21 protein-coding genes are annotated in these 18338 nt (G+C 68.8%); 14 read left to right on the plus strand and 7 right to left on the minus strand.

Translation table 11 applies throughout. From position 1 onward, the window contains the following. The first annotated feature begins 99 nt into the window (after positions 1–99). From ilvB to LT965_RS04070, 7 genes are read left to right on the plus strand one after another with little or no spacing between them, the layout of a single operon-like run. Entirely contained in the window at positions 100–1908 is a 1809-nt protein-coding gene (gene ilvB / locus LT965_RS04040; protein WP_232702732.1) for a biosynthetic-type acetolactate synthase large subunit, read from the plus strand. Beyond that, positions 1905–2531: an acetolactate synthase small subunit gene (ilvN, locus tag LT965_RS04045; protein WP_232702733.1), complete on the plus strand. Its 627-nt coding sequence runs from the start codon at positions 1905–1907 to the stop codon at positions 2529–2531. Before ilvB ends, ilvN begins: the two co-directional genes overlap by 4 nt. Further along, positions 2528–3595, plus strand: coding sequence for a ketol-acid reductoisomerase (gene ilvC, locus LT965_RS04050; protein WP_232702734.1), 1068 nt, complete (start codon positions 2528–2530; stop codon positions 3593–3595). Before ilvN ends, ilvC begins: the two co-directional genes overlap by 4 nt. Further along, positions 3588–3863 (plus strand): DUF7989 family protein, encoded by a 276-nt coding sequence (locus LT965_RS04055; protein WP_232702735.1) that lies wholly within the window; start codon positions 3588–3590, stop codon positions 3861–3863. The genes ilvC and LT965_RS04055 overlap by 8 nt, the downstream gene beginning before the upstream one ends. Positions 3864–3866: 3 nt before the next feature. Beyond that, on the plus strand, positions 3867–5288 hold the full coding sequence (gene leuC, locus LT965_RS04060) for a 3-isopropylmalate dehydratase large subunit (protein WP_232702736.1): 1422 nt from the start codon (positions 3867–3869) through the stop codon (positions 5286–5288). Beyond that, positions 5285–5893, plus strand: coding sequence for a 3-isopropylmalate dehydratase small subunit (gene leuD, locus LT965_RS04065; RefSeq protein ID WP_232702737.1), 609 nt, complete (start codon positions 5285–5287; stop codon positions 5891–5893). Before leuC ends, leuD begins: the two co-directional genes overlap by 4 nt. Beyond that, the gene (locus LT965_RS04070; protein WP_232702738.1) at positions 5886–6851 is read left to right on the plus strand and encodes an isocitrate/isopropylmalate dehydrogenase family protein; all 966 of its coding nucleotides are present in this window, start codon (positions 5886–5888) and stop codon (positions 6849–6851) included. Before leuD ends, LT965_RS04070 begins: the two co-directional genes overlap by 8 nt. Positions 6852–7061: 210 nt before the next feature. Here LT965_RS04070 and LT965_RS04075 read toward each other — a convergent pair whose 3' ends face one another. Then, entirely contained in the window at positions 7062–7937 is an 876-nt protein-coding gene (locus LT965_RS04075; RefSeq protein ID WP_232702739.1) for a homoserine kinase, read from the minus strand. 145 nt (positions 7938–8082) lie between these two features. Then, positions 8083–9738, minus strand: a complete 1656-nt coding sequence (locus tag LT965_RS04080; RefSeq protein ID WP_232702740.1) for a sensor histidine kinase — start codon at positions 9736–9738, stop codon at positions 8083–8085. A gap of 82 nt (positions 9739–9820) precedes the next feature. On the opposite strand from LT965_RS04080, the gene LT965_RS04085 reads away from it, so the two are divergent. Further along, positions 9821–11137, plus strand: coding sequence for an NAD(P)/FAD-dependent oxidoreductase (locus LT965_RS04085; protein WP_232702741.1), 1317 nt, complete (start codon positions 9821–9823; stop codon positions 11135–11137). Positions 11138–11173: 36 nt separating this feature from the next. On the opposite strand, the gene LT965_RS04090 is transcribed toward LT965_RS04085, so the two are convergent. Next, entirely contained in the window at positions 11174–11425 is a 252-nt protein-coding gene (locus LT965_RS04090; protein WP_232702742.1) for a hypothetical protein, read from the minus strand. An 80-nt stretch (positions 11426–11505) separates the two neighbouring features. Next, the gene (locus LT965_RS04095) at positions 11506–12165 is read right to left on the minus strand and encodes a class I SAM-dependent methyltransferase (protein WP_232702743.1); all 660 of its coding nucleotides are present in this window, start codon (positions 12163–12165) and stop codon (positions 11506–11508) included. Between the two features lie 101 nt (positions 12166–12266). Between LT965_RS04095 and LT965_RS04100 the strand changes: the two genes are divergently transcribed. Further along, the gene (locus tag LT965_RS04100; RefSeq protein WP_232702744.1) at positions 12267–12938 is read left to right on the plus strand and encodes an MBL fold metallo-hydrolase; all 672 of its coding nucleotides are present in this window, start codon (positions 12267–12269) and stop codon (positions 12936–12938) included. Here the strand turns inward: LT965_RS04100 and LT965_RS04105 are convergent. The 3 genes from LT965_RS04105 to LT965_RS04115 all read right to left on the minus strand — a co-directional run bounded on the left by LT965_RS04105 (position 12935) and on the right by LT965_RS04115 (position 14503). Further along, positions 12935–13507, minus strand: a complete 573-nt coding sequence (locus LT965_RS04105) for a DUF6149 family protein (protein WP_232702745.1) — start codon at positions 13505–13507, stop codon at positions 12935–12937. The two genes, LT965_RS04100 and LT965_RS04105, sit on opposite strands and share 4 nt — an antisense overlap. Positions 13508–13561: 54 nt before the next feature. Further along, on the minus strand, positions 13562–13747 hold the full coding sequence (locus tag LT965_RS04110; protein ID WP_232702746.1) for a hypothetical protein: 186 nt from the start codon (positions 13745–13747) through the stop codon (positions 13562–13564). Between the two features lie 246 nt (positions 13748–13993). Next, positions 13994–14503, minus strand: a complete 510-nt coding sequence (locus LT965_RS04115; protein WP_232702747.1) for an Hsp20/alpha crystallin family protein — start codon at positions 14501–14503, stop codon at positions 13994–13996. 26 nt (positions 14504–14529) lie between these two features. Between LT965_RS04115 and LT965_RS04120 the strand changes: the two genes are divergently transcribed. The 5 genes from LT965_RS04120 (at position 14530) to LT965_RS04140 (ending at position 18302) form a co-directional block, all read left to right on the plus strand. Next, entirely contained in the window at positions 14530–15570 is a 1041-nt protein-coding gene (locus LT965_RS04120) for a hypothetical protein (RefSeq protein ID WP_232702748.1), read from the plus strand. A gap of 376 nt (positions 15571–15946) precedes the next feature. Next, complete coding sequence (locus LT965_RS04125) at positions 15947–17200, plus strand: NAD(P)/FAD-dependent oxidoreductase (protein ID WP_232702749.1); 1254 nt, start codon at positions 15947–15949, stop codon at positions 17198–17200. 104 nt (positions 17201–17304) lie between these two features. Then, entirely contained in the window at positions 17305–17517 is a 213-nt protein-coding gene (locus LT965_RS04130; RefSeq protein ID WP_232702750.1) for a DUF7979 domain-containing protein, read from the plus strand. A 53-nt stretch (positions 17518–17570) separates the two neighbouring features. Further along, positions 17571–17990 carry a DUF7124 domain-containing protein gene (locus LT965_RS04135; RefSeq protein ID WP_232702751.1) on the plus strand — a complete coding sequence of 140 codons (420 nt, stop codon included), beginning with the start codon at positions 17571–17573 and terminating at the stop codon, positions 17988–17990. A gap of 111 nt (positions 17991–18101) precedes the next feature. Further along, positions 18102–18302, plus strand: a complete 201-nt coding sequence (locus LT965_RS04140) for a DUF7835 family putative zinc beta-ribbon protein (protein ID WP_232702752.1) — start codon at positions 18102–18104, stop codon at positions 18300–18302. The last annotated feature ends 36 nt before the right edge of the window (positions 18303–18338 follow it).

Genomic DNA, 18338 nt, shown 5'->3' on the forward strand with positions numbered 1-18338 from the left:
ACCGACCGAGTCGTTCCAGGAAAATCCGACAGCCACTGCAGCATCCGCAATGAAACCGACAGCAACGAACCGCGACACGACACCACGGGAGGGGTATCGATGACAGATCAGGGCGCAGTGCCGGAGTTCGGCGACAGCGAGCGTCCACACGAGGAGGAAGCGACCGAACGAGCGGCGGAGGACGACAGCTCCGCAGAGTCGACTGAAGACGCCGAGCCCACGACGCGAACCGGCGCGGAGTCGGTCGTCGCGTCCCTGGAGACGGCCGGCGTCGACACCGTCTTCGGCGTGCAGGGCGGCGCCATCATGCCCGTCTACGACGCGCTGTACGACTCCGACCTCTCGCACGTGACGATGGCCCACGAACAGGGTGCGGCCCACGCTGCGGACGCGTACGGCTCGGTGACCGGGAAGCCAGGCATCTGCATGGCCACCTCAGGACCGGGTGCGACGAACCTCGTCACCGGCATCGCCGACGCCGACATGGACTCCGAACCGGTCGTCGCGCTCACGGGCCAGGTGCCGACCGACCTCGTCGGGAACGACGCGTTCCAGGAGACGGACACCGTCGGCGTCACGACCCCGGTCACGAAGTCGAACTACTTCGCGTCGAGTTCCGACACGGTCGGCGAGGACGTCAGCACGGCGTTCGCGCTCGCCGAACACGGCCGGCAGGGACCGACACTCGTCGACCTTCCCAAGGACGTGACGCTGGGCGAGACGGACGTCGAACCGAGCGAGCCGTCGGTGCCGGACACCGTCAGCGTGCGCGAGCACGCCAGCGACGAGGACGTCGCGGCCGCCGCCGAGACCATCGCCGAAGCGGACCGACCCGTGATTCTGGCGGGCGGCGGCGTCGTGAAGGGCGACGCCACCGAGGCGGTTCGGGCGTTCGCGACCGAACACGAGATTCCCGTCGTCACGACGATGCCTGGTATCGGCGCGTTCCCGGAGGACCACGACCTCGCCATGGAGATGGCGGGCATGCACGGCACCGGCTACGCGAACATGGCGGTGACGATGGCCGACTGCATGCTGGCGGTCGGCACGCGCTTCGACGACCGCCTGACCGGCGGCGTCGACTCGTTCGCGCCGGACGCGGAACTCGTCCACGTCGACATCGACCCCGCGGAGATCTCGAAGAACATCGAGGCCGACCACCCGCTGGTCGGGGACGCGGGCACCGTCGTCGAGCAACTGGCCGACGCGATGCCGGCCTCCCCCGACACCGGGGAGTGGGTCGCGCAGTGCGCCGAGTGGAAGACGGAGTACTCGATGGACTACGCGGTCCACGAGGACGACCCGGTGAAACCCCAGTACGTCGTCGAGACCGTCGACGCGGCCACCGACGACGACACCGTCGTCACGACCGGCGTCGGGCAACACCAGATGTGGGCCTGCCAGTACTGGACGTACACACAGCCCCGGACGTGGATCTCCTCCCACGGCCTCGGGACGATGGGGTACGGGCTGCCCGCGGCCATCGGCGCGCGCGTCGCCGCGGACGACGACCAGTCGGTCGTCTGCTTCGACGGCGACGGGTCGTTCATGATGACCTGCCAGGAGCTGATCGTCGCGGTGCGCGAACAGCTCGACATCACGGTGTTCGTGCTGAACAACGAGGCCATCGGGATGGTCCGGCAGTGGCAGGACGCGTTCTTCGACGGCCGCCGGATGGCCTCGGAGTATCCCTGGGTGCCGAAGTTCGACGAACTCGCCGAGGCGTTCGGCGCGACGGGCTTCCGCATCGAGGAGTACGACGACGTGCCGGACACCGTCGAAGCAGCGCTCGCCGTCGACGGCCCCTCGGTCGTGGACGTCTACATCGACCCAACGGAGAACGTCTACCCGATGGTGCCGTCGGGCGGCGACAACGGCCAGTTCGCGCTCTCGGAGGACCAGCTATGAGCGAGCGACAGGACCAGCAGGGCCTGCGGGGGCCGGCCCCGGAGGACCGGCAGCGACCCACGGGCCGCCGGAACGCCCAGGGCATCCGCATCGACCCGGAGACGGAGGCCGAACACCCGCCGCGCCGCACCGTCATCTCCGCGCTCGTCGAACACGAGCCGGGCGTGCTGGCGCGCGTCTCCGGGCTGTTCAGCCGACGACAGTTCAACATCGAGTCGCTGACCGTCGCGGACACCCAGAACGACGACTGGGCGCGCATCACCGTCGTCGTCGAGGAACCGGACCCCGGCATCGACCAGGTCGAGAAGCAACTCGAGAAGGTCGTCCCGGTCATCCACGTCCGCGAACTCGCAGCGGACGCCGTGACGCGGGAGCTCGTGGTGGTGAAGGTGGACGCGGACCGACCGAACGAGGTCCACGCCATCACGGAGATGTACGGCGGGAAGACCCTCGACGCCGGTCCCCGGACGATCACGGTCGAGTTGACCGGCGACGAGCAGAAGATAGACGACGCCATCGACGCCTTCCGTCAGTTCGGCATCCGCGAGATCGCGCGGACCGGACAGACGGCGCTGGCGCGTGGCGAGACCAAGACAGCAGTCGTTCCAGAGTACCTCAAATGACAGAGACAGATTTCACGCAGCCAGTGTACCACGAATCGGACGTAGACCGACGACACGTCGACGACAAGACCGTCGCCGTGCTCGGCTACGGCAGCCAGGGCCACGCCCACGCACAGAACCTCGCGGACAGCGGCGTCGACGTCGTCGTGGGCCTCCGCGAGGACTCCTCGTCGCGGTCGGCCGCCGAGGCGGACGGCCTGCGCGTCGAGACGCCGACGCAGGCGGCCAGCGAGGCCGACGTCGTCTCGATGCTCGTCCCGGACACCGCCCAGCCGTCTGTGTTCGCGGCCATCGAACCCGAACTGGACGCCGGTGACACGCTCCAGTTCGCGCACGGCTTCAACATCCACTACGGTCAGATCGAACCGCCGGAGGACGTCGACGTGACGATGATCGCGCCGAAGTCGCCCGGCCACCTCGTGCGCCGCAACTACGAGAACGGCGAGGGGACGCCCGCGCTGCTCGCCGTGTACCAGGACGCCACCGGTAGCGCCCGACAGGAGGCGCTCGCCTACGCCCACGCGCTCGGTTGCGCCCGCGCGGGCGTCGTCGAGACGACGTTCCGCGAGGAGACCGAGACCGACCTGTTCGGCGAGCAGGCCGTCCTCTGTGGCGGCATCGCCGAACTCACGAAGATGGGGTACGAGACGCTCGTCGACGCGGGCTACAGCCCCGAGATGGCGTACTTCGAGTGCATGAACGAGATCAAGCTCATCGTCGACCTGATGTACGAGGGTGGGCTGGCCGCGATGTGGGACTCCGTCTCCGACACTGCCGAGTACGGTGGCCTCACGCGCGGTGAAGCGGTCATCGACGACGCCGTGCGAGAGAACATGGAGGAGGTCCTCGAGGAGGTCCAGAACGGCCAGTTCGCCACCGAGTGGGTGGCCGAGAACCAGGCCAACCGACCCTCGTACCGCCAGCGCCGCAAGGCCGAGCAGAACCACGAGATCGAGGACGTCGGCGAGCGCCTGCGCGCGCTGTTCGCGTGGGCCGACGAGGAGACCAACGAGGAGACTGCAGAGGAGCGCGAGCGAGAGCCGGAGGTGTCCGCGGATGACTGAGAAGACGATGCGGAGCGTCAGTCAGCGGAACCCCTCGGACCCCGCGAACGTGTTCGGACGCGTGTTCCGACGCGGGCCGACGGTCGCCACAGACGGTGGCGAACGGGAGGGCGCCGAGGACGCGGACGAGGAGACCGACGAGGAACGCTCGCCCGCCGAGCAGAAGATGAAGGACGTCGACCAGACCCCGCCGAACGAAGCAGACGACGTCAACCGCGTCTGGGAACGCGGCGGCGAGCCACCCGTACCGGAGACGGCCGAGGAGTAACTGATGAGCGAGGGTACGCTGTACGAGAAGGTGTGGGACCGGCACGCGGTGACCGAACTGCCGACCGGGCAGACACAGCTGTTCGTGGGCCTCCACCTCGTCCACGAGGTGACGAGCCCACAGGCGTTCGGGATGCTCGAGGAGCGCGGCCTGGAGGTGGCGTTCCCGGAGCACACGCACGCGACCGTCGACCACATTGTGCCGACCGCCGACCAGTCGCGGCCGTACGAGGGCGCCGCCGAAGAGATGATGAGCGAACTCGAGGCGAACGTTCGCGAGGCGGGCATCCAGTTCGACGACCCGACGACGGGCCGCCAGGGCATCGTCCACGTGGTCGGCCCGGAGCAGGGACTCACCCAGCCGGGGAAGACCATCGTCTGTGGCGACTCCCACACCGCGACCCACGGCGCGTTCGGCGCGCTCGCGTTCGGCATCGGCACCTCCCAGATCCGGGACGTGCTCGCCACCGGCTGTATCGCCATGGAGAAACAGAAGGTCCGCCGCATCGAGGTGACCGGTGAACTCGGTGAGGGCGTCACGCCGAAGGACGTGATTCTCGCGGTCATCCGCGAACTCGGCACCGACGGCGGCGTCGGCTACGTCTACGAGTACGGCGGCCCCGCCGTCGAGGCGATGGACATGGCCGGTCGGATGAGTATCTGTAACATGAGCATCGAGGGTGGCGCCCGCGCGGGGTACGTCAACCCCGACGAGACCACCTACGACTACCTGCGGGGCCGCGAGAAGGTGCCCGAAGGCGAGGCGTTCGAGGAACTGAAGGAGTACTGGGAGTCCATCCGCTCTGACGACGACGCGACCTACGACGACGTCGTCGAGATCGACGGCAGTACGCTCGAGCCGACCGTGACGTGGGGGACGACCCCCGGCCAGAGCGTCGGCATCTCCGAGCCGATTCCCCACCCGGAGGACCTCCCGCCCGAGAAACAGGACGTCGCGCGCAACTCCCAGGCGCACTTGGGCGTCACGCCCGGCGACACGATGGACGGCTACCCGGTCGACGTGGCGTTCCTCGGCTCCTGTACGAACGCGCGGCTACCGGACCTCAGAGCCGCGGCGGACGTCGTCCGCGGCCGCGAGGTCCACGAGGACGTCCGCGCGATGGTCGTCCCCGGCAGCCAGCGCGTGAAGGCCGCCGCAGAGGCCGAGGGCCTCGACGAGGTGTTCACGGAGGCTGGCTTCGACTGGCGGGACGCCGGCTGTTCGATGTGCCTCGGGATGAACGAGGACCAGCTGGAGGGCGCCGAGGCGTGTGCGTCGTCGTCGAACCGGAACTTCGTCGGGCGACAGGGCTCGAAGGAGGGGCGGACCGTGCTGATGAGTCCGCCGATGGTCGCCGCCGCCGCGGTGACCGGCGAGGTGACCGACGTGCGCGAACTGGCTCCGCGCGGGGAGGTGCGACAATGAGCGGTCCGGCCGACACCGTCCGACAGGTCTCGGGGACGGGGATTCCCGTGCGCGGTAACGACATCGACACGGACCAGATCATCCCGGCGCGCTTCCTGAAGGTCGTCACCTTCGACGGCCTCGGGCAGTTCGCGTTCTTCGACCAGCGGTTCACGGACGACGACGAGCAGAAGGACCACCCGTTCAACGAGGAGCGCTACCAGGGCGCGTCCGTGCTCGCCGTGAACGCGAACTTCGGCTGTGGCTCCTCCCGCGAGCACGCGCCACAGGCGCTGATGCGGTGGGGGATCGACGCCGTCGTCGGCGAGTCGTTCGCCGAGATCTTCGCGGGGAACTGCCTCGCGCTCGGCATCCCGACCGTCACCGCCGACGCCGCGGACGTGCAGGCGCTCCAGGACTGGATCGCCGCGAACCCCGACGGCGACGTCGAGGTCGACGTCGCGGCGGCGGAGATCCGCTACGGCGACACGACCGTCGACGCGACCGTGGACGACGCACAGCGACGTGCGCTCGTCGACGGCGTCTGGGACACGACCGCGCTGATGGGGTCGAACGAACAGGCCGTGCGCGAGACTCGCGCCTCCCTCCCCTACACCGATGACTGAGGAGATCGTGGTCATCCCGGGCGACGGCATCGGCGCGGAGGTCCTGCCGGTCGCCGTCGACGTGCTGGGGGCCGTCGGCGACTTCGAGTTCGTGCGCGCGAACGCGGGCGACGCGGTCGCCGCCGAGACCGGCACGCCGCTCCCCGAGGAGACACGGGCGGCGGCCGAATCGGCCGACGCGACGCTGTTCGGTGCGGCCGGCGAGACCGCCGCGGACGTCGTACTGCCGCTCCGCGCGGCCGTGGACTCGTTCGTGAACGTCCGACCGGCGCGCGCCTACCCCGGCGTGGAGGCGGTCAAGCCGGAGACGGACGTCGTCTTCCTCCGGGAGAACTCGGAGGGCGTCTACGGCGGCCACGAGGCGACGATCGCCGACGGCGTGGCGACGACCACTCGCGTCATCACCAGAGAGGCCACGGAGCGCCTCGCGGAGTACGCCTGCGAGTTCGCGCCGGAGGGGTTCACCATCGCCCACAAGGCCAACGTGATGCGCGAGAGCGACGGCCTGTTCCTGGAGACGGTCGAGCGGGTCGCCGAGGAGCGCGGCGTCCCGACGGAGGCCGAGCTGATGGACGCGATGGCGACGCACCTGGTGCAGTCTCCCGAGGACTACCACACCGTGGTCTGTCCGAACCTCGCGGGCGACGTACTCTCGGACCTGGCAGCCGGCCTCGTGGGCGGCCTGGGCCTCCTCCCGTCGGCGAACGTCGGCCCAGAGCGCGCGCTGTTCGAACCGGTCCACGGCTCCGCGCCGGACATCGCGGGCGAGGGCGTGGCGAACCCGACCGCGGCCGTGCTGTCGGCCGCGATGCTGCTGGAGTTCTTCGACTACGACGAGGAGGCTCAGCGCGCCCGTGATGCGGTCGAGCACGTACTCGCGGAGGGGCCGCGGACGCCCGACGTCGGCGGCGAGGCGACCACCGAGGAGATGGGCGCCGCACTCGCCGACCGACTCTGAACGGCGCGAGTATCTCTTCGGTCTGGTCTAGGCGACGCTATCGATGAACGCTACCAGGCGGCGCTCTACTAGTCGAGAGGTGTCCTGCGACGGTGCGCCGCACGACCACGGGTCGCCGCAGGCCGTTCGCTACGTCACGGGCCGGGATGCTCCCGGCATGGTACTTCAACCCTCGGAGCGGGCAGTGCGTCTACCGGGACGGTCGCCGGTCTACAGGATCGTCGCGCCGTCTCCGATTGCGGTGGGGTAGGAGGTTGCGTCGACGCCGGCACTCTCGAACCCCTCGACCAGCTCACTCGCGACGCGCCGTCGGTCGCCCGCCCGGCAGACGGCGAGGACGGCGGGACCGGCGCCGCTGATGGTGACGCCCGTCGCACCCGCGTTCCGGGCGGCCTCACAGGCAGCGTCGTAGCCGTCGACGAGCGCGGCGCGAGCGGGCGTGACGAGGTGTTCTTCGAGGCCGCGCCCGACCTGCGCCGGGTCGTCCCGGCACATCCCGACCGTGAGCGTCGCCGCGGCGCCGACCGTCTCCACGAGGTCCTCGATGGACGCGGACTGCGGGACGACGTCACGCGCGTCACGCGTGGAGACGACGATCTCCGGGAGACAGACGACGAGCGGGACGTCGGCGTCGACCTGCTCGATGCCGTCCTCGCGGACGACCGTGAACCCGCCGAGGATGGCGGGCGCGACGTTGTCCGCGTGGGCGTCCCCGGAGGCGGCAGCCTCCCCCTCCGCGGCGATGCGGACGAGTTCTTCGGGGGTGTGCTGACGGTCGTACAGCGCGTCGAGGGCGACGGCCGCCCCGGCAGCACTCGAGGCCGACGAGCCGAGGCCCGATGACGGCCGGACGCCCTTGTCGATGCGGATGTGTGCCGGCGCGTCGAGGGCGTCCGCGACGACACCCGCGGTGTTCTTCGCGGGGTCCTCGGGGACGTACTGGGCACCCATGCCCGTCACCTCGATGGTCGTCTCGGCGGCGCGTTCGACACTGACGAGGTCCGCGGGCCGGTCGAGGGCAACCCCGAACACGTCGAATCCGCTGCCGAGGTTGGCGCTCGTCGCCGGCGCGCGGACGGTAATCATGTCACGACGTAGCGGAGGGGCCCGCAAAAGCGTAGCGGGTGCGTGGGCGAGCGAAGTGAGACCACGTTCAGGCGAACGGCGACCGGAGGGAGCCGTGAGCCGCGTGGTCTCCCACTGGTCGGCCACGGTTCGAACGAGCCGTCTGTCACTCGACCGTGACGTCGAACCGGGTGCCTTCGCCCGTTGCGGTCGTCAGCGAGAGGCCCCAGCCGTGGGCGTCGGCGACTTCCTGGACGATGGCGAGGCCGAAGCCCGTGCCGTTCTCGCTGGTCGTGTACCCGCGTTCGAAGACGTTCTCGCGGTCCTCCGCGGGGATTCCCGGGCCGTCGTCCGCGACGAAGAACCCGTCGTCGGTGGCACCGACGGTGACGGTCACGCTGCCGTCCGCCGACGTTCCGTCCGGGCTCGTGGTTCCGTGCTCGACCGAGTTCCGGAAGAGGTTCTCCAGCAGGCGGAGCAGCGCGGTCTCGTCGGCGACCACCGAGCCGTCGGTCTGCACGTCGATGGTCGCGTCGGCGTCGATCGTGTCGACAGCGTCCCACGCCGTCCGAGCCGCCGCGTCCAGCGACATCACCTCGCCGTCGACGTCGGCGTCGCCCTCGCGGGCGAGCGTGAGCAGGTCGTCGATGATGCGTTCCATGCGGTCGAGTGCGTCGTCGGCCGTCTCGAAGTGGGCGTCGTCGCCGCTCTCGCGGCCGAGTTCGAGGTGGCCGCGCGCGACGTTCAGCGGGTTCCGGAGGTCGTGGCTGACGACGCTGGCGAACTCCTCGAGGCGCTCCTCGCGGACCTGCCGCTCGGTGACGTCCTGGAGGAGGACGACCCGGCCGGTCCGCGCCCCCGCCTGGTCGACGGACGTGACGGACACCTCGTAGGTGCGGGGTTCGCCGGCGTGGACGGCCTCGCACTCGTAGGCCCCCGGCTTCCGCCAGCAGTCGTCACCGAGCACCGGCGTGAGCGCGTCGGTGGCGAGCGACCCGACGGGTGCCGCGGCGACGTCGCGGCCAGCGGGGTTCGCAGCGACGACGCGGTCGTCGTCGTCGACGACGAACACGGGACGGTCGAGCTGCCTGACGACCGTCTCCCAGGCGACCGGCGTGAGTGTGAACAGTTCGTTGCGGGCGACGCTCCACGCGACGACGCCCGCGGTGACGACGAAGGCGAGCACCGGGAGGTTCAGCGATGGAATCGGGTTCACACCCGAGATGTAGACGACCCCCGTGATTGCAGGGGCGAGCGCACCGACGAGTAGCGCCGTTGTCTGACGGCTGTAGAGGTCGACGGCGTGCGAGCGGTGGCGGACGAGCAGCCAGACGGACGCGGCGACCAGCGCGTACACGTACGCCATGAACCCGTAGAACACTGGGCCGTGGTCGGTCTCCAGCGCCACGAACGTGCCGAGGTCGACAGTCTCCACGCCCTCCCACACGAGGTGCGAGGCGGGGTAGGCGAGCGCGAGTGCGAACACGACGACCGGCGGCGTGGCGAGGACCACCCACCGACGCCGCGTGAGCAGGTCGTCGTAGCCGACGTACGTGAGGATGTACGCGAACCAGAGCAGCGGGACGGAGACGGTCCCGAGGTACTGGACGCGGGCGAACAGCAGCTGGGCGTTCGTCGTCGTCACGGAGAGTTCCGCGGCGTACCCCAGCATCCACACCCCCGTCGCGGCCATCAGCGGCACCGCCACCCGATCGCCCCGGTTGCGGGTGCCGGGCTGGGTCACGATGTAGACGCTGAATGCCACGAACGCCAGCCCGGAGGCGGCGAGCGGCAGCGTGTACGGGGTCGCCTGGAACGCCATACCCCCGCAAAGCACGGCCCCCTCAAAGTGGTGGCGGCCCGGGACCGTAACGCTAACACGGAATCCAGCCCGATGATGTGGCATGATTGCCATCGTCGGTGGCGGTATCGCGGGACTCGCGGCCGCACACCGGCTCCAGTCCCACGGTCACGAGGCGCGCGTCTTCGAGGCGGCCGACCAGGTGGGCGGGCTCGCGGCGACCCAGGAGACCGCCGGGGACCCCATCGAGAAGTTCTACCACCACCTCTCGGCGTCCGAGGAGACCATCGTCGACCTGCTGGCGGAACTCGGCCTCGGCGACGACCTTCAGTGGCCCATCGGGAAGAACGCCTACTACGTCGACGGCACGGTCCACCCGATGGACAAGCCCTGGGAGATCCTCGCGTTCCCCCACTGGAGCCTCTACGACAAGTTCCGCCTCGGGATGCTCACCCTCGACGTGGACGTCCGAGGCGGCATCCCGAGCTTCGACACGTACGAGCGCCTGGAGGACTTCGAGGACGTCCCCGTCGAGGAGTTCTGTATCGAGCACACCACGCGGAACGTCTACGAGACGTTCTTCGAACCGCTGCTGGAGGCGAAGTTCGGCGAGCGGATGTCGGACGTGAGCGCGGCGTGGCTGCTCGGCCGCATCAAGTTCCGCGGCGAACGGGACCTGCTGCGCGGCGAACCGCTGGGCTACCTCGACGGCGGGTTCGGCCGCCTGAACGACGCGCTCGTCGACGCCGTCGGCCACGAGAACATCGAGACGGGGGCGCAGGTCACCGAGATCTGGGACGGGGAGGACGGCGTCGAGTCCGTGACCGTCCAGCGCGAGGGCGAAGCCCCGAAGACGGTCGACGTGGACGCCGTCGTCGTGGCCACGATGCCGAACGTCCTCGAGTCCCTCACTGGCTACGAGTGCGACATCACGTTCCAGGGGACTGTCTGCTCGCTGGTGAGCATGGACCGCCAGTTGACCGACACGTACTGGCTGAACATCGCGGACAAGGCGCCGTTCGGCGCGCTCATCGAGCACACGAACTTCGTCTCGCCGACACGCTACGGCGGCGAACACCTGCTGTACGTCCCGAAGTACATCCAGAGCCCCGAGGACGAGGTGTGGCAGATGGACGACGGCGAGGTGGCCGACCACTGGCTGTCGGGCATCGAGGACCTCTTCCCGGAGTTCGACCGCGACCACGTCAACTGGGTGGAGACGTTCCGCAACCCCCGGACAGCACCCGTCTACGAGCGCGGCTACCTCGACATGGTGATCCCCTACGACCTGGCCACGGAGGGCCACGAGGGCGTCTACTACGCCGGGATGGCGTCGCGCGCCCAGTACCCCGAGCGGTCGCTGAACGGCGGCATCGTCGCCGGGTACGAGTGCGCGGACCAGATCGCCGGCGAGGAGTAGTCGTCCCGTTTCGAGACGTTCCCGAGTCGTTTTCCGTTACGTCTGGGCGTGCCAGTAGTCGACGGTCCGGTAGAGCACGTAGAGGACGGCGTTCAGGACACCGGTGAGTGCGAACAGTGGGCCGAGGCCGGCGATTGCACGCTCGAATGGCAGGCCGACGTCGGCGACGCCGTACGTGAAGACGGCCGCGATGGTCCCCCAGACGAGGAGGATGGCGGCGATGCGTGCGCCGTCGGCAACGTACGCCGAGACGGGTTCGGGGTCGGGAGTGGAGGGCGAGTGAGACACGACGTCACGATGCGACGACACCGGCGTAAATCTGCTGGCCCGCTGCAGTAATCGAGAACCCCCGAGCGACCCGGGACGGGTCACCGCGACGGCGCGGCCTCGATGGCGGTGATGACGCCGAGCAGCGCCGTCGAGGCGCTCTGTACTTCAAGGTCGGAGTTCTCGAGGAGTGCGAGTGGTTCCTGGTTCCAGCGACAGCTGTGGTTCTCGTAGTGGGCGTCCGCCCGCCAGTCCTGGAACCGCGCGAGCGGGCCGACCGAACTCCGCCCGTGTTCGAGCAGGAGGACGCGGCCGTCCGGCTCGCACACCCGCGCCATCTCGTCGAGCGCGGCGACCGGGTCCGGGAACGTGCACGTCGACAGCGACGAGACGACGGTGTCGAAGCTGTCGTCGGGGAACTCGAGGGCCTGGGCGTCCATCTCGTGGAGACCCTCGACGCGGTCCCAGGCGCCCACCCGGTGTCTGGCCTTCTCGAGCATCTCGGGGCTGGCGTCGATGCCCACGTAAGTGGTAGACGCCGGGAGGTAGCGGGCGTTCAGTCCCGTCCCGCAGGCGACGTCGAGGACGCGTCCCTCGGCACGCCCGAACAGGCGCTGGCGGTACCGGCCGGTGAACAGGTGGTTCAGCCAGCGGAACCGGTCCATCTGGTCTGCTTGCTCGGCGTACGTCTCCCGCACCTCGTCCAGCGAGTGGGCGCGGTGGTCGGTCGACGAACTGGTGTCCGTAGTCGTGTCGGCCATGTAGACCGCTACGGCCCGAAGTGGCAAATAGGCGACTGCCATCGCCCGGGGCTGACGACGGCTGCCAAAGCATAAGCGACTGACGAGCGAACTGTCCGCGTATGACCGCGGAACTCCGCCCGGGCGTCTGGTGGCTCTCGCTGCGCGGCGTGAACGCCTACCTCGTCGAGGACGGCGACGACCTCACACTCGTCGACGCCGGGATGCCGTGGCAGGCCGGGAAGATTCGCCACGGACTGGAGGTCGCCGGCTTCTCGGCCAGCGACCTCGACCGCGTGCTCGTCACGCACTACGACCTCGACCACGTCGGGGGGCTACGGTCGCTGGTCGAGTCGGCGGGCGACGTCGAGGTGTACTGCGGTGCCCGCGACGCGGACGTGCTCACGGGACTCCGGAAACCGCCCCTCGGCAACCGGAAGGGGCTGTTCCACCGACTCACCGGCTTCCTCGTCCCCGCCGTCGACGCGCCGGTCCACAGCGTCGAGGACGGCGACCAGATCGGCGGCTTCGAGGCGATCCACACACCCGGCCACACGGTCGGACACACCGTCTACGTCCACGAGGACCGCGAGGCGGCGATGCTCGGCGACCTCGTGCGTGCGAGCGACGGCTCCCTCGAACCGTCGCCTGCGCTCCTGTCGGTCGACACTGACGCCGTCGACGCGAGTATCAAGCGGGTGCTGGACCGTGCCCCCGACTTCCAGGCGGCCTGCGTCGGTCACGGCGACCCCCTGCGGTCGGGTGGCCGGGCGGCGCTCGCGGACGCTCGCTAGGCGAAGGGGCTGTCGTCGGGGTCGACGTCGTCCGGTTCCTCGACGTCACCGCGCCTGACCTCGCCGTCCTCGGTCTCGACGTACACGTCGTCCTCGTAGCCGGCGGCGGCGTTCTCGAACGTCGCGTCGTCGAGTTTCTCGGGGGTGGTCGGCGCGTCCGGAACGCCGCCGGCCGGCCGGAACTCGCCGAGCGGGTCGTCGATGCTGATGCCGTGCGCGTCGAAGAATCCGGCGTAGCGGTCGTAGTGAGTGGAGAGTTCCTCGGGCGGGAACTCCATCATCTCCGCCCAGCCGTGGTTGTAGAAGTCGAAGTTCCCGACGACGTGGGTGATCTCGCGGGCCGAGGCCTCCGTGTACCCCTCCTGGAGGGCGGCGAGGTACATGTCCATCGTCGCGTCGAAGAAGCCCTCGAGGTGGTCCTCGCGCTCCGCGCGCTTGGCCTCGGGCGCCTTCTCGGCGAAGATACGGACGTGGAGGTCGACGAGTTTCGGCCGCACGACGTCGCGGAGCCCGGGCAGTTCGAGCGCCTTCCGGGACGCGAAGTGACGGACGTTCTGACGGATCTTCATGGGGCGGCCTACGGAACGGACGCTAAAGAACGTCCCGACCGGTGGAGACCGCGTTCAGTTGACGTAGGCGACTTCGGTGTCGTCCTCGAAGGGCACTCGAGTCACGCGCTTGAAGTACGTGACCCGGACCCAGCCCGGCCGTTCGGCGGGTTCGACGACGACGTTCCCGTCGTCGGGGAGGTCGAGGTGGTCGCCGGGGCGGACGAGTTCGGAGACGAGCCTGTAGTCCTTCTCTGGCATCTTGGGCGTCGTCGGCCGCGGTAATCCGCGGTTACCGACTACGGCACGCGTTAACGCTCGGCTACTAAGACTGTTTCGCCCCGCCGCCCCGCGGTACAGCGCGGTGACAGGACGAGTCGTGGAACCAGCACTGGCGAGGGCCGAAGCCAGCGCGTACGGCGCCGTGCAACCGGAGAAACACGCCCCTACTCTCGTCGTGCGAGCGCTGGCTACCGCGACGAGTGCGAAAAAAGCGGGAGTCCCGCGTTACTGGAAGCCGATCTCGTGACGCCGTTCCTCCTCGTCCTTCGGGACGGTGATCTCGCAGACGCCGTCATCCTGCGTGGCGGTGGCTTCCTCGGGGTCGATGTGCGCCGGGAGCGAGATGCGGCGTTCCAGGCGCACCGGGCGTTCGGTGAGGAGCGGGCTCTCACCCTCGTCCTCGTCGAAGACGGAGTCCTCGGACCGGTCGGCAGTGAAGAACAGGTTGTTCGCGTCCGCGTGGATGTCGATCTGGTCCTCGCCGAAGCCGGGGACGTCGATGTAGACGACGACGTCCTCGGCGGACTCGACGATGTCGACCATCGGGACCGCAGCCGGCGTCTGTGAGCCGACGCTCTCGCCACCCCCCAGAGCCGGTGGCGGCATCGACGGCTGCGAGCTTCGCTGTTGCTGGCCGGACATCGGCGGCGCCTCCATCGGTGGCTGGCCGGACCTGGCTGCCGAGCCGACGTTTCTCGGCGGGTCCTCCGGCGAGCGGTCCTGCTCTCGGGTCATCGGTCTCGCTGACCAGTCACTCGGGAGTGTCGGCCCCGTCGCTGTTCCTGGCTCCTCCGGTCCTGGGAGCCCTGCTGTTGCTGGCCGTGCTGGCCGCCCTGGTGCTGGCCGTACTGCTGGGAACTCTGGCCACCCTGCTGCTGGCCACGCTGCTGGCCCTGTTGCTGGCCGTACTGGTGGGTGCCCTGGTGGGCGCCCTGGTGTTGAGTCCCCTGCTGCTGACCCAGCTGGCTCTGGCCGCGGTGCTGCTGGCCGTACTGGGTGTCCTGCTGGCCGGTCTGCTGCTGTCCGCGCTGCTGGCTCCCCTGGTGCTGTCCGGAGCGGCCGTGCTGCTGGCTGCCCTGTCCGGACTGGAACTGGCCCCCCTGGTGTTGCTGGGTCCCGTGCTGGCTGCCCTGCTGCTGGTGGCCCTGGTGATGCTGCTGGCCGCCCTGCTGCTGGTGGCCCTGGTGTTGCTGACTACCCGGCTGTTGCTGGCCGTGCTGCTGGCCCTGCTGGCCCTCGATCCAGTTCTGCTGGGAGTACTGGTCGTGCTCCTGGCTACCCGACTGTCCGTGCTGCTGCTGGCCGGCCTGCTGCTGCCCGCTACCGCGGTGGCCACCCTGGCTCTGTCCGAGCTGGCTCTGGTGTTCGGTAGTCTGGTGCTGGGAACCCTGCTGACCCATCAGACCGTGGTGCTCGGTGCCCTGGCGTTGCTGGCCCACCTGGTGCTGCTGGCTCCCCTGCTGCTGGCCACCCTGGAACTGGGAGCCCTGTTGCGGACTGCCCTGGTGTTGGCCCATCTGGCTCTGGCCACCCTGCTGGGGCTGCTGACTGCTCTGGTGCGGGTTCTGCTGCTGGCCGCTCTGGTAGGGGCTGTGCTGTTGACCACTCTGCTGTTGACCACTCTGCTGTCGCCCCTGGTGCTGGCCACCCTGGCCCATCTGTCGCTGCCCGCGCTGCTGGCCGCCCTGCTGGTGGCCCTGATGTTGCTGGCCCTGCTGGTGCTGGCCCTGCTGATGCTGCTGACCCTGGTGATGCTGCTGGCCCTGCTGTTGCCCCTGTCGATACTCCTCTGTGTGTCGTGACTGTCGGCGTCGGTTCTCGTCGTGCATAGTTGGAATCAGCCCCTCGTCGGGACGACTCGAACATCCACGGGAACGCGAATAAACGCGGCCGATAGTTCAACCGAGTTCAGCCGGTAGAAGCCCTGTAGCACACACTTACCGGATTTCGTGGCATCGACACACACACGCGAAGGCGCCACCCAACGGGCAGTCGTACGCGTCGTTACCGACGAAAGTCGGGCCTACTGGCGGTTTTTACGCCGGCGTCCCGGCGGTTCTTCGCCGGCTACCGGGAGCGTCCGAACGTAACGCACAGCGTTACGCAGAGGTGCCCCCAGGGGTCGCTACTGCCGGGCAGATAGCAATCCACTTTAACCCTGAAGGCTTCACTCCGAGTATGAGCGAGTCGTACGTGATAATCGGTGACGGCATCGCGGGCAGTTCCGCCGCCGAGGCCCTCCACGAAGAGGCCCCCGAGGTCGACATCACCGTCGTCACCGACGAGGGTGAGACCCTGTACAATCGAATCCTCATCAAGGAGTTCGCGAAGGGGAAACTCCCCGAGGCGCCCATCAGCATCCACGAACCCGACTGGTACGACGAGCGGGACATCGACCTCCGGCTCAACACCCTGGTCACGGACGTCGACCCCGAAGCCCACACCATCCAGACCCACGAGGGCGAGGAGATCTCCTACGACAAACTGCTGGTCGCGGCGGGCGGGACGCCAAACCAGCTCCCGATCGAGAACTCGGAGGCGGAGGGCGTCCACCACTTCTGGACGTTCGAGGACGCGCGCCGCATCCGAAAGCACGCCGAGGAAGCCGACACCGGCGTCGTCGTCGGCGCGGGCCTGCTCGGCATCGACCTGGCGGCCATCTGCGGCGGCCAGGACGTCGACGCGAAGTACCTGATGCGCGGCAACCGCTGGTGGCGGTACGCGCTCAGCGAGGACGGCGCCGAGATCATCCACGAGGGGCTCCGCGAGAAGGGCGTCGAACCCGTCTTCGAGTCCGGCGCCGACCGCTTCGTGACGAACGACGACGGCGAGGTCGTCGCGACCGTCGACGGCAACGGCGAGCGCCACGAGTCGGAGTTCGTCGGCGTCGCCATTGGCCTCGACTTCAACGTCGAGATCCTCCAGGACACGGAGGCAACCATCGACAACGGCGTCCACGTGGACGAGTACATGCGGACCGAAGTGGAGGACATCTACGCGGCGGGCGACATCACGCAGTTCTTCGACACCATCATGGGTCAGCGCGCCCAGAACGGGTCGTGGGGCTCCGCGAAACAGCAGGGCGCACTCGCGGGGAAGGTGATGCTCGCGGACAACGGTCACGACGTCGACCCCGATCCGTTCCGCTGGGTCTCCTCGTACTCCATCACACACTTCGACTTCCCGTTCCTCTCCTTCGGCTTCCCGACGATGGGCGACGACGAGTGCGAGCGCAAGTACAACGACGGCGAGTGGCGCCGCCTCACGTTCAAGGACGGCAAGCTCATCGGGGGCGTGCTCATCGGTAACCTCGCCCCGCAGTCGAAGTACAAGCAGCTCATCAAGAAGGAGGCCCACGTCGTCGACCAGAAGGACGTCCTCCTCCAGGAGAACTTCGAACTCGACGAACTCGCCATCCCGCAGGAGCAGTAGCTACGTCGAACGGAGCGTCGTTTTCCGGAACCCCACTCCCCCGGCGGTAGCTTTATGCGTTGCTGTGTTATACGGTAGCACGGCACACGAGTGCCGGTGACCCGATGAATCCGATCCTCGAAGCGACGGAGACCGGACTGGTGACCGACGAACAGACGGTCCGAGACTACGACGAGCTCCGGGAGCCAGCGAAGGCGGCGCTCCCCGCGGCCGTCGAGCGCGAGGCCGTCTCGATTCCCGAAGCGGCCGCCGAGGACCTCACCGACGGCGAGGTCGTACGGTTCACCGGCTACTATCGCGTCAGCATCGGCCAGTAGGGGCCGGGACCCCAACCGAAGCCGTTTTTCCCGTCCGCACCCCACGTTCCGCCATGAGCCAGTCTGGTGGGAGTACGGACATGACCCTCGCCTTCGAGCTGTCCGCGCTCCAGGAACTCGCCAAGCCCGGCACCGCGTTCGCCGGCGCGCGCCAGTGGACGGAGTACGTCGGCGTCGTCTCCGACGAACCCACCTACGTCGTCACGAACTTCACGCGCAAGCGCCGCATCCGCCAGGACTTCTTCTCCGGGCCGAAGGGCCGCGAGGAGAGCCTCGAGTCCGTCAAGCGCCAGTTCGACACCGAACGCCACGTCTTCGTCGGCGTCGACGACGAGGACCGGGCACTCGCCGAGAAGGTGGGCTGGGAGTACCTCCCGCTGGAGGACGCCGCGGAGAAGGCCGACTGGGAGCTCGCCGCCGAGGCCGACGAGGAGGAGACGACGGAGGAACCCGTCCGGGACGACTGGCCGTAGTTCGACAGTAGCAGCCCCGCAGCCCCTGTTTGCAGTGTGACTGCCGACAGAGCCAAACTGTTTAGGCAACTGAGAGAAGGGGGTGGGCGTTCTCTTCTCCCACGAATCCCGATGGCGAGCCAGGCACCAGAAACCGACAAGATGGTCGAGCCGTGCGCGAACTGCGGGCGAGAGACACCCCACACCGTCACGGTCGAACTGTGGACGGAGAGCGCGGGCGGGGAGAACGCGTCGTTCTCCCGCGAACCGTACCGCGTCGCCGAATGCCAGATCTGCGGCGAGGAGTTCGTCCAGCGGATGAGCAACGCGTAACGACGGGTGACGAGGCGGACGTTGCTCTCCCCTCCG

It is taken from the genome of Halobacterium wangiae, from assembly GCF_021249345.1.
Taxonomy (GTDB): domain Archaea; phylum Halobacteriota; class Halobacteria; order Halobacteriales; family Halobacteriaceae; genus Halobacterium; species Halobacterium wangiae.

What these genes read in the sequence shown, in the direction of transcription:
- ilvB (WP_232702732.1), top strand. Translation starts at nt 100, where the DNA reads ATGACAGATCAGGGCGCAGTGCCGGAGTTCGGCGACAGCGAGCGTCCA.
- ilvN (WP_232702733.1), top strand. Translation starts at nt 1,905, where the DNA reads ATGAGCGAGCGACAGGACCAGCAGGGCCTGCGGGGGCCGGCCCCGGAG.
- ilvC (WP_232702734.1), top strand. Translation starts at nt 2,528, where the DNA reads ATGACAGAGACAGATTTCACGCAGCCAGTGTACCACGAATCGGACGTA.
- LT965_RS04055 (WP_232702735.1), top strand. Translation starts at nt 3,588, where the DNA reads ATGACTGAGAAGACGATGCGGAGCGTCAGTCAGCGGAACCCCTCGGAC.
- leuC (WP_232702736.1), top strand. Translation starts at nt 3,867, where the DNA reads ATGAGCGAGGGTACGCTGTACGAGAAGGTGTGGGACCGGCACGCGGTG.
- leuD (WP_232702737.1), top strand. Translation starts at nt 5,285, where the DNA reads ATGAGCGGTCCGGCCGACACCGTCCGACAGGTCTCGGGGACGGGGATT.
- LT965_RS04070 (WP_232702738.1), top strand. Translation starts at nt 5,886, where the DNA reads ATGACTGAGGAGATCGTGGTCATCCCGGGCGACGGCATCGGCGCGGAG.
- LT965_RS04075 (WP_232702739.1), bottom strand. Translation starts at nt 7,937, where the DNA reads ATGATTACCGTCCGCGCGCCGGCGACGAGCGCCAACCTCGGCAGCGGA.
- LT965_RS04080 (WP_232702740.1), bottom strand. Translation starts at nt 9,738, where the DNA reads ATGGCGTTCCAGGCGACCCCGTACACGCTGCCGCTCGCCGCCTCCGGG.
- LT965_RS04085 (WP_232702741.1), top strand. Translation starts at nt 9,821, where the DNA reads ATGATTGCCATCGTCGGTGGCGGTATCGCGGGACTCGCGGCCGCACAC.
- LT965_RS04095 (WP_232702743.1), bottom strand. Translation starts at nt 12,165, where the DNA reads ATGGCCGACACGACTACGGACACCAGTTCGTCGACCGACCACCGCGCC.
- LT965_RS04100 (WP_232702744.1), top strand. Translation starts at nt 12,267, where the DNA reads ATGACCGCGGAACTCCGCCCGGGCGTCTGGTGGCTCTCGCTGCGCGGC.
- LT965_RS04105 (WP_232702745.1), bottom strand. Translation starts at nt 13,507, where the DNA reads ATGAAGATCCGTCAGAACGTCCGTCACTTCGCGTCCCGGAAGGCGCTC.
- LT965_RS04110 (WP_232702746.1), bottom strand. Translation starts at nt 13,747, where the DNA reads ATGCCAGAGAAGGACTACAGGCTCGTCTCCGAACTCGTCCGCCCCGGC.
- LT965_RS04115 (WP_232702747.1), bottom strand. Translation starts at nt 14,503, where the DNA reads ATGACCCGAGAGCAGGACCGCTCGCCGGAGGACCCGCCGAGAAACGTC.
- LT965_RS04125 (WP_232702749.1), top strand. Translation starts at nt 15,947, where the DNA reads ATGAGCGAGTCGTACGTGATAATCGGTGACGGCATCGCGGGCAGTTCC.
- LT965_RS04130 (WP_232702750.1), top strand. Translation starts at nt 17,305, where the DNA reads ATGAATCCGATCCTCGAAGCGACGGAGACCGGACTGGTGACCGACGAA.
- LT965_RS04135 (WP_232702751.1), top strand. Translation starts at nt 17,571, where the DNA reads ATGAGCCAGTCTGGTGGGAGTACGGACATGACCCTCGCCTTCGAGCTG.
- LT965_RS04140 (WP_232702752.1), top strand. Translation starts at nt 18,102, where the DNA reads ATGGCGAGCCAGGCACCAGAAACCGACAAGATGGTCGAGCCGTGCGCG.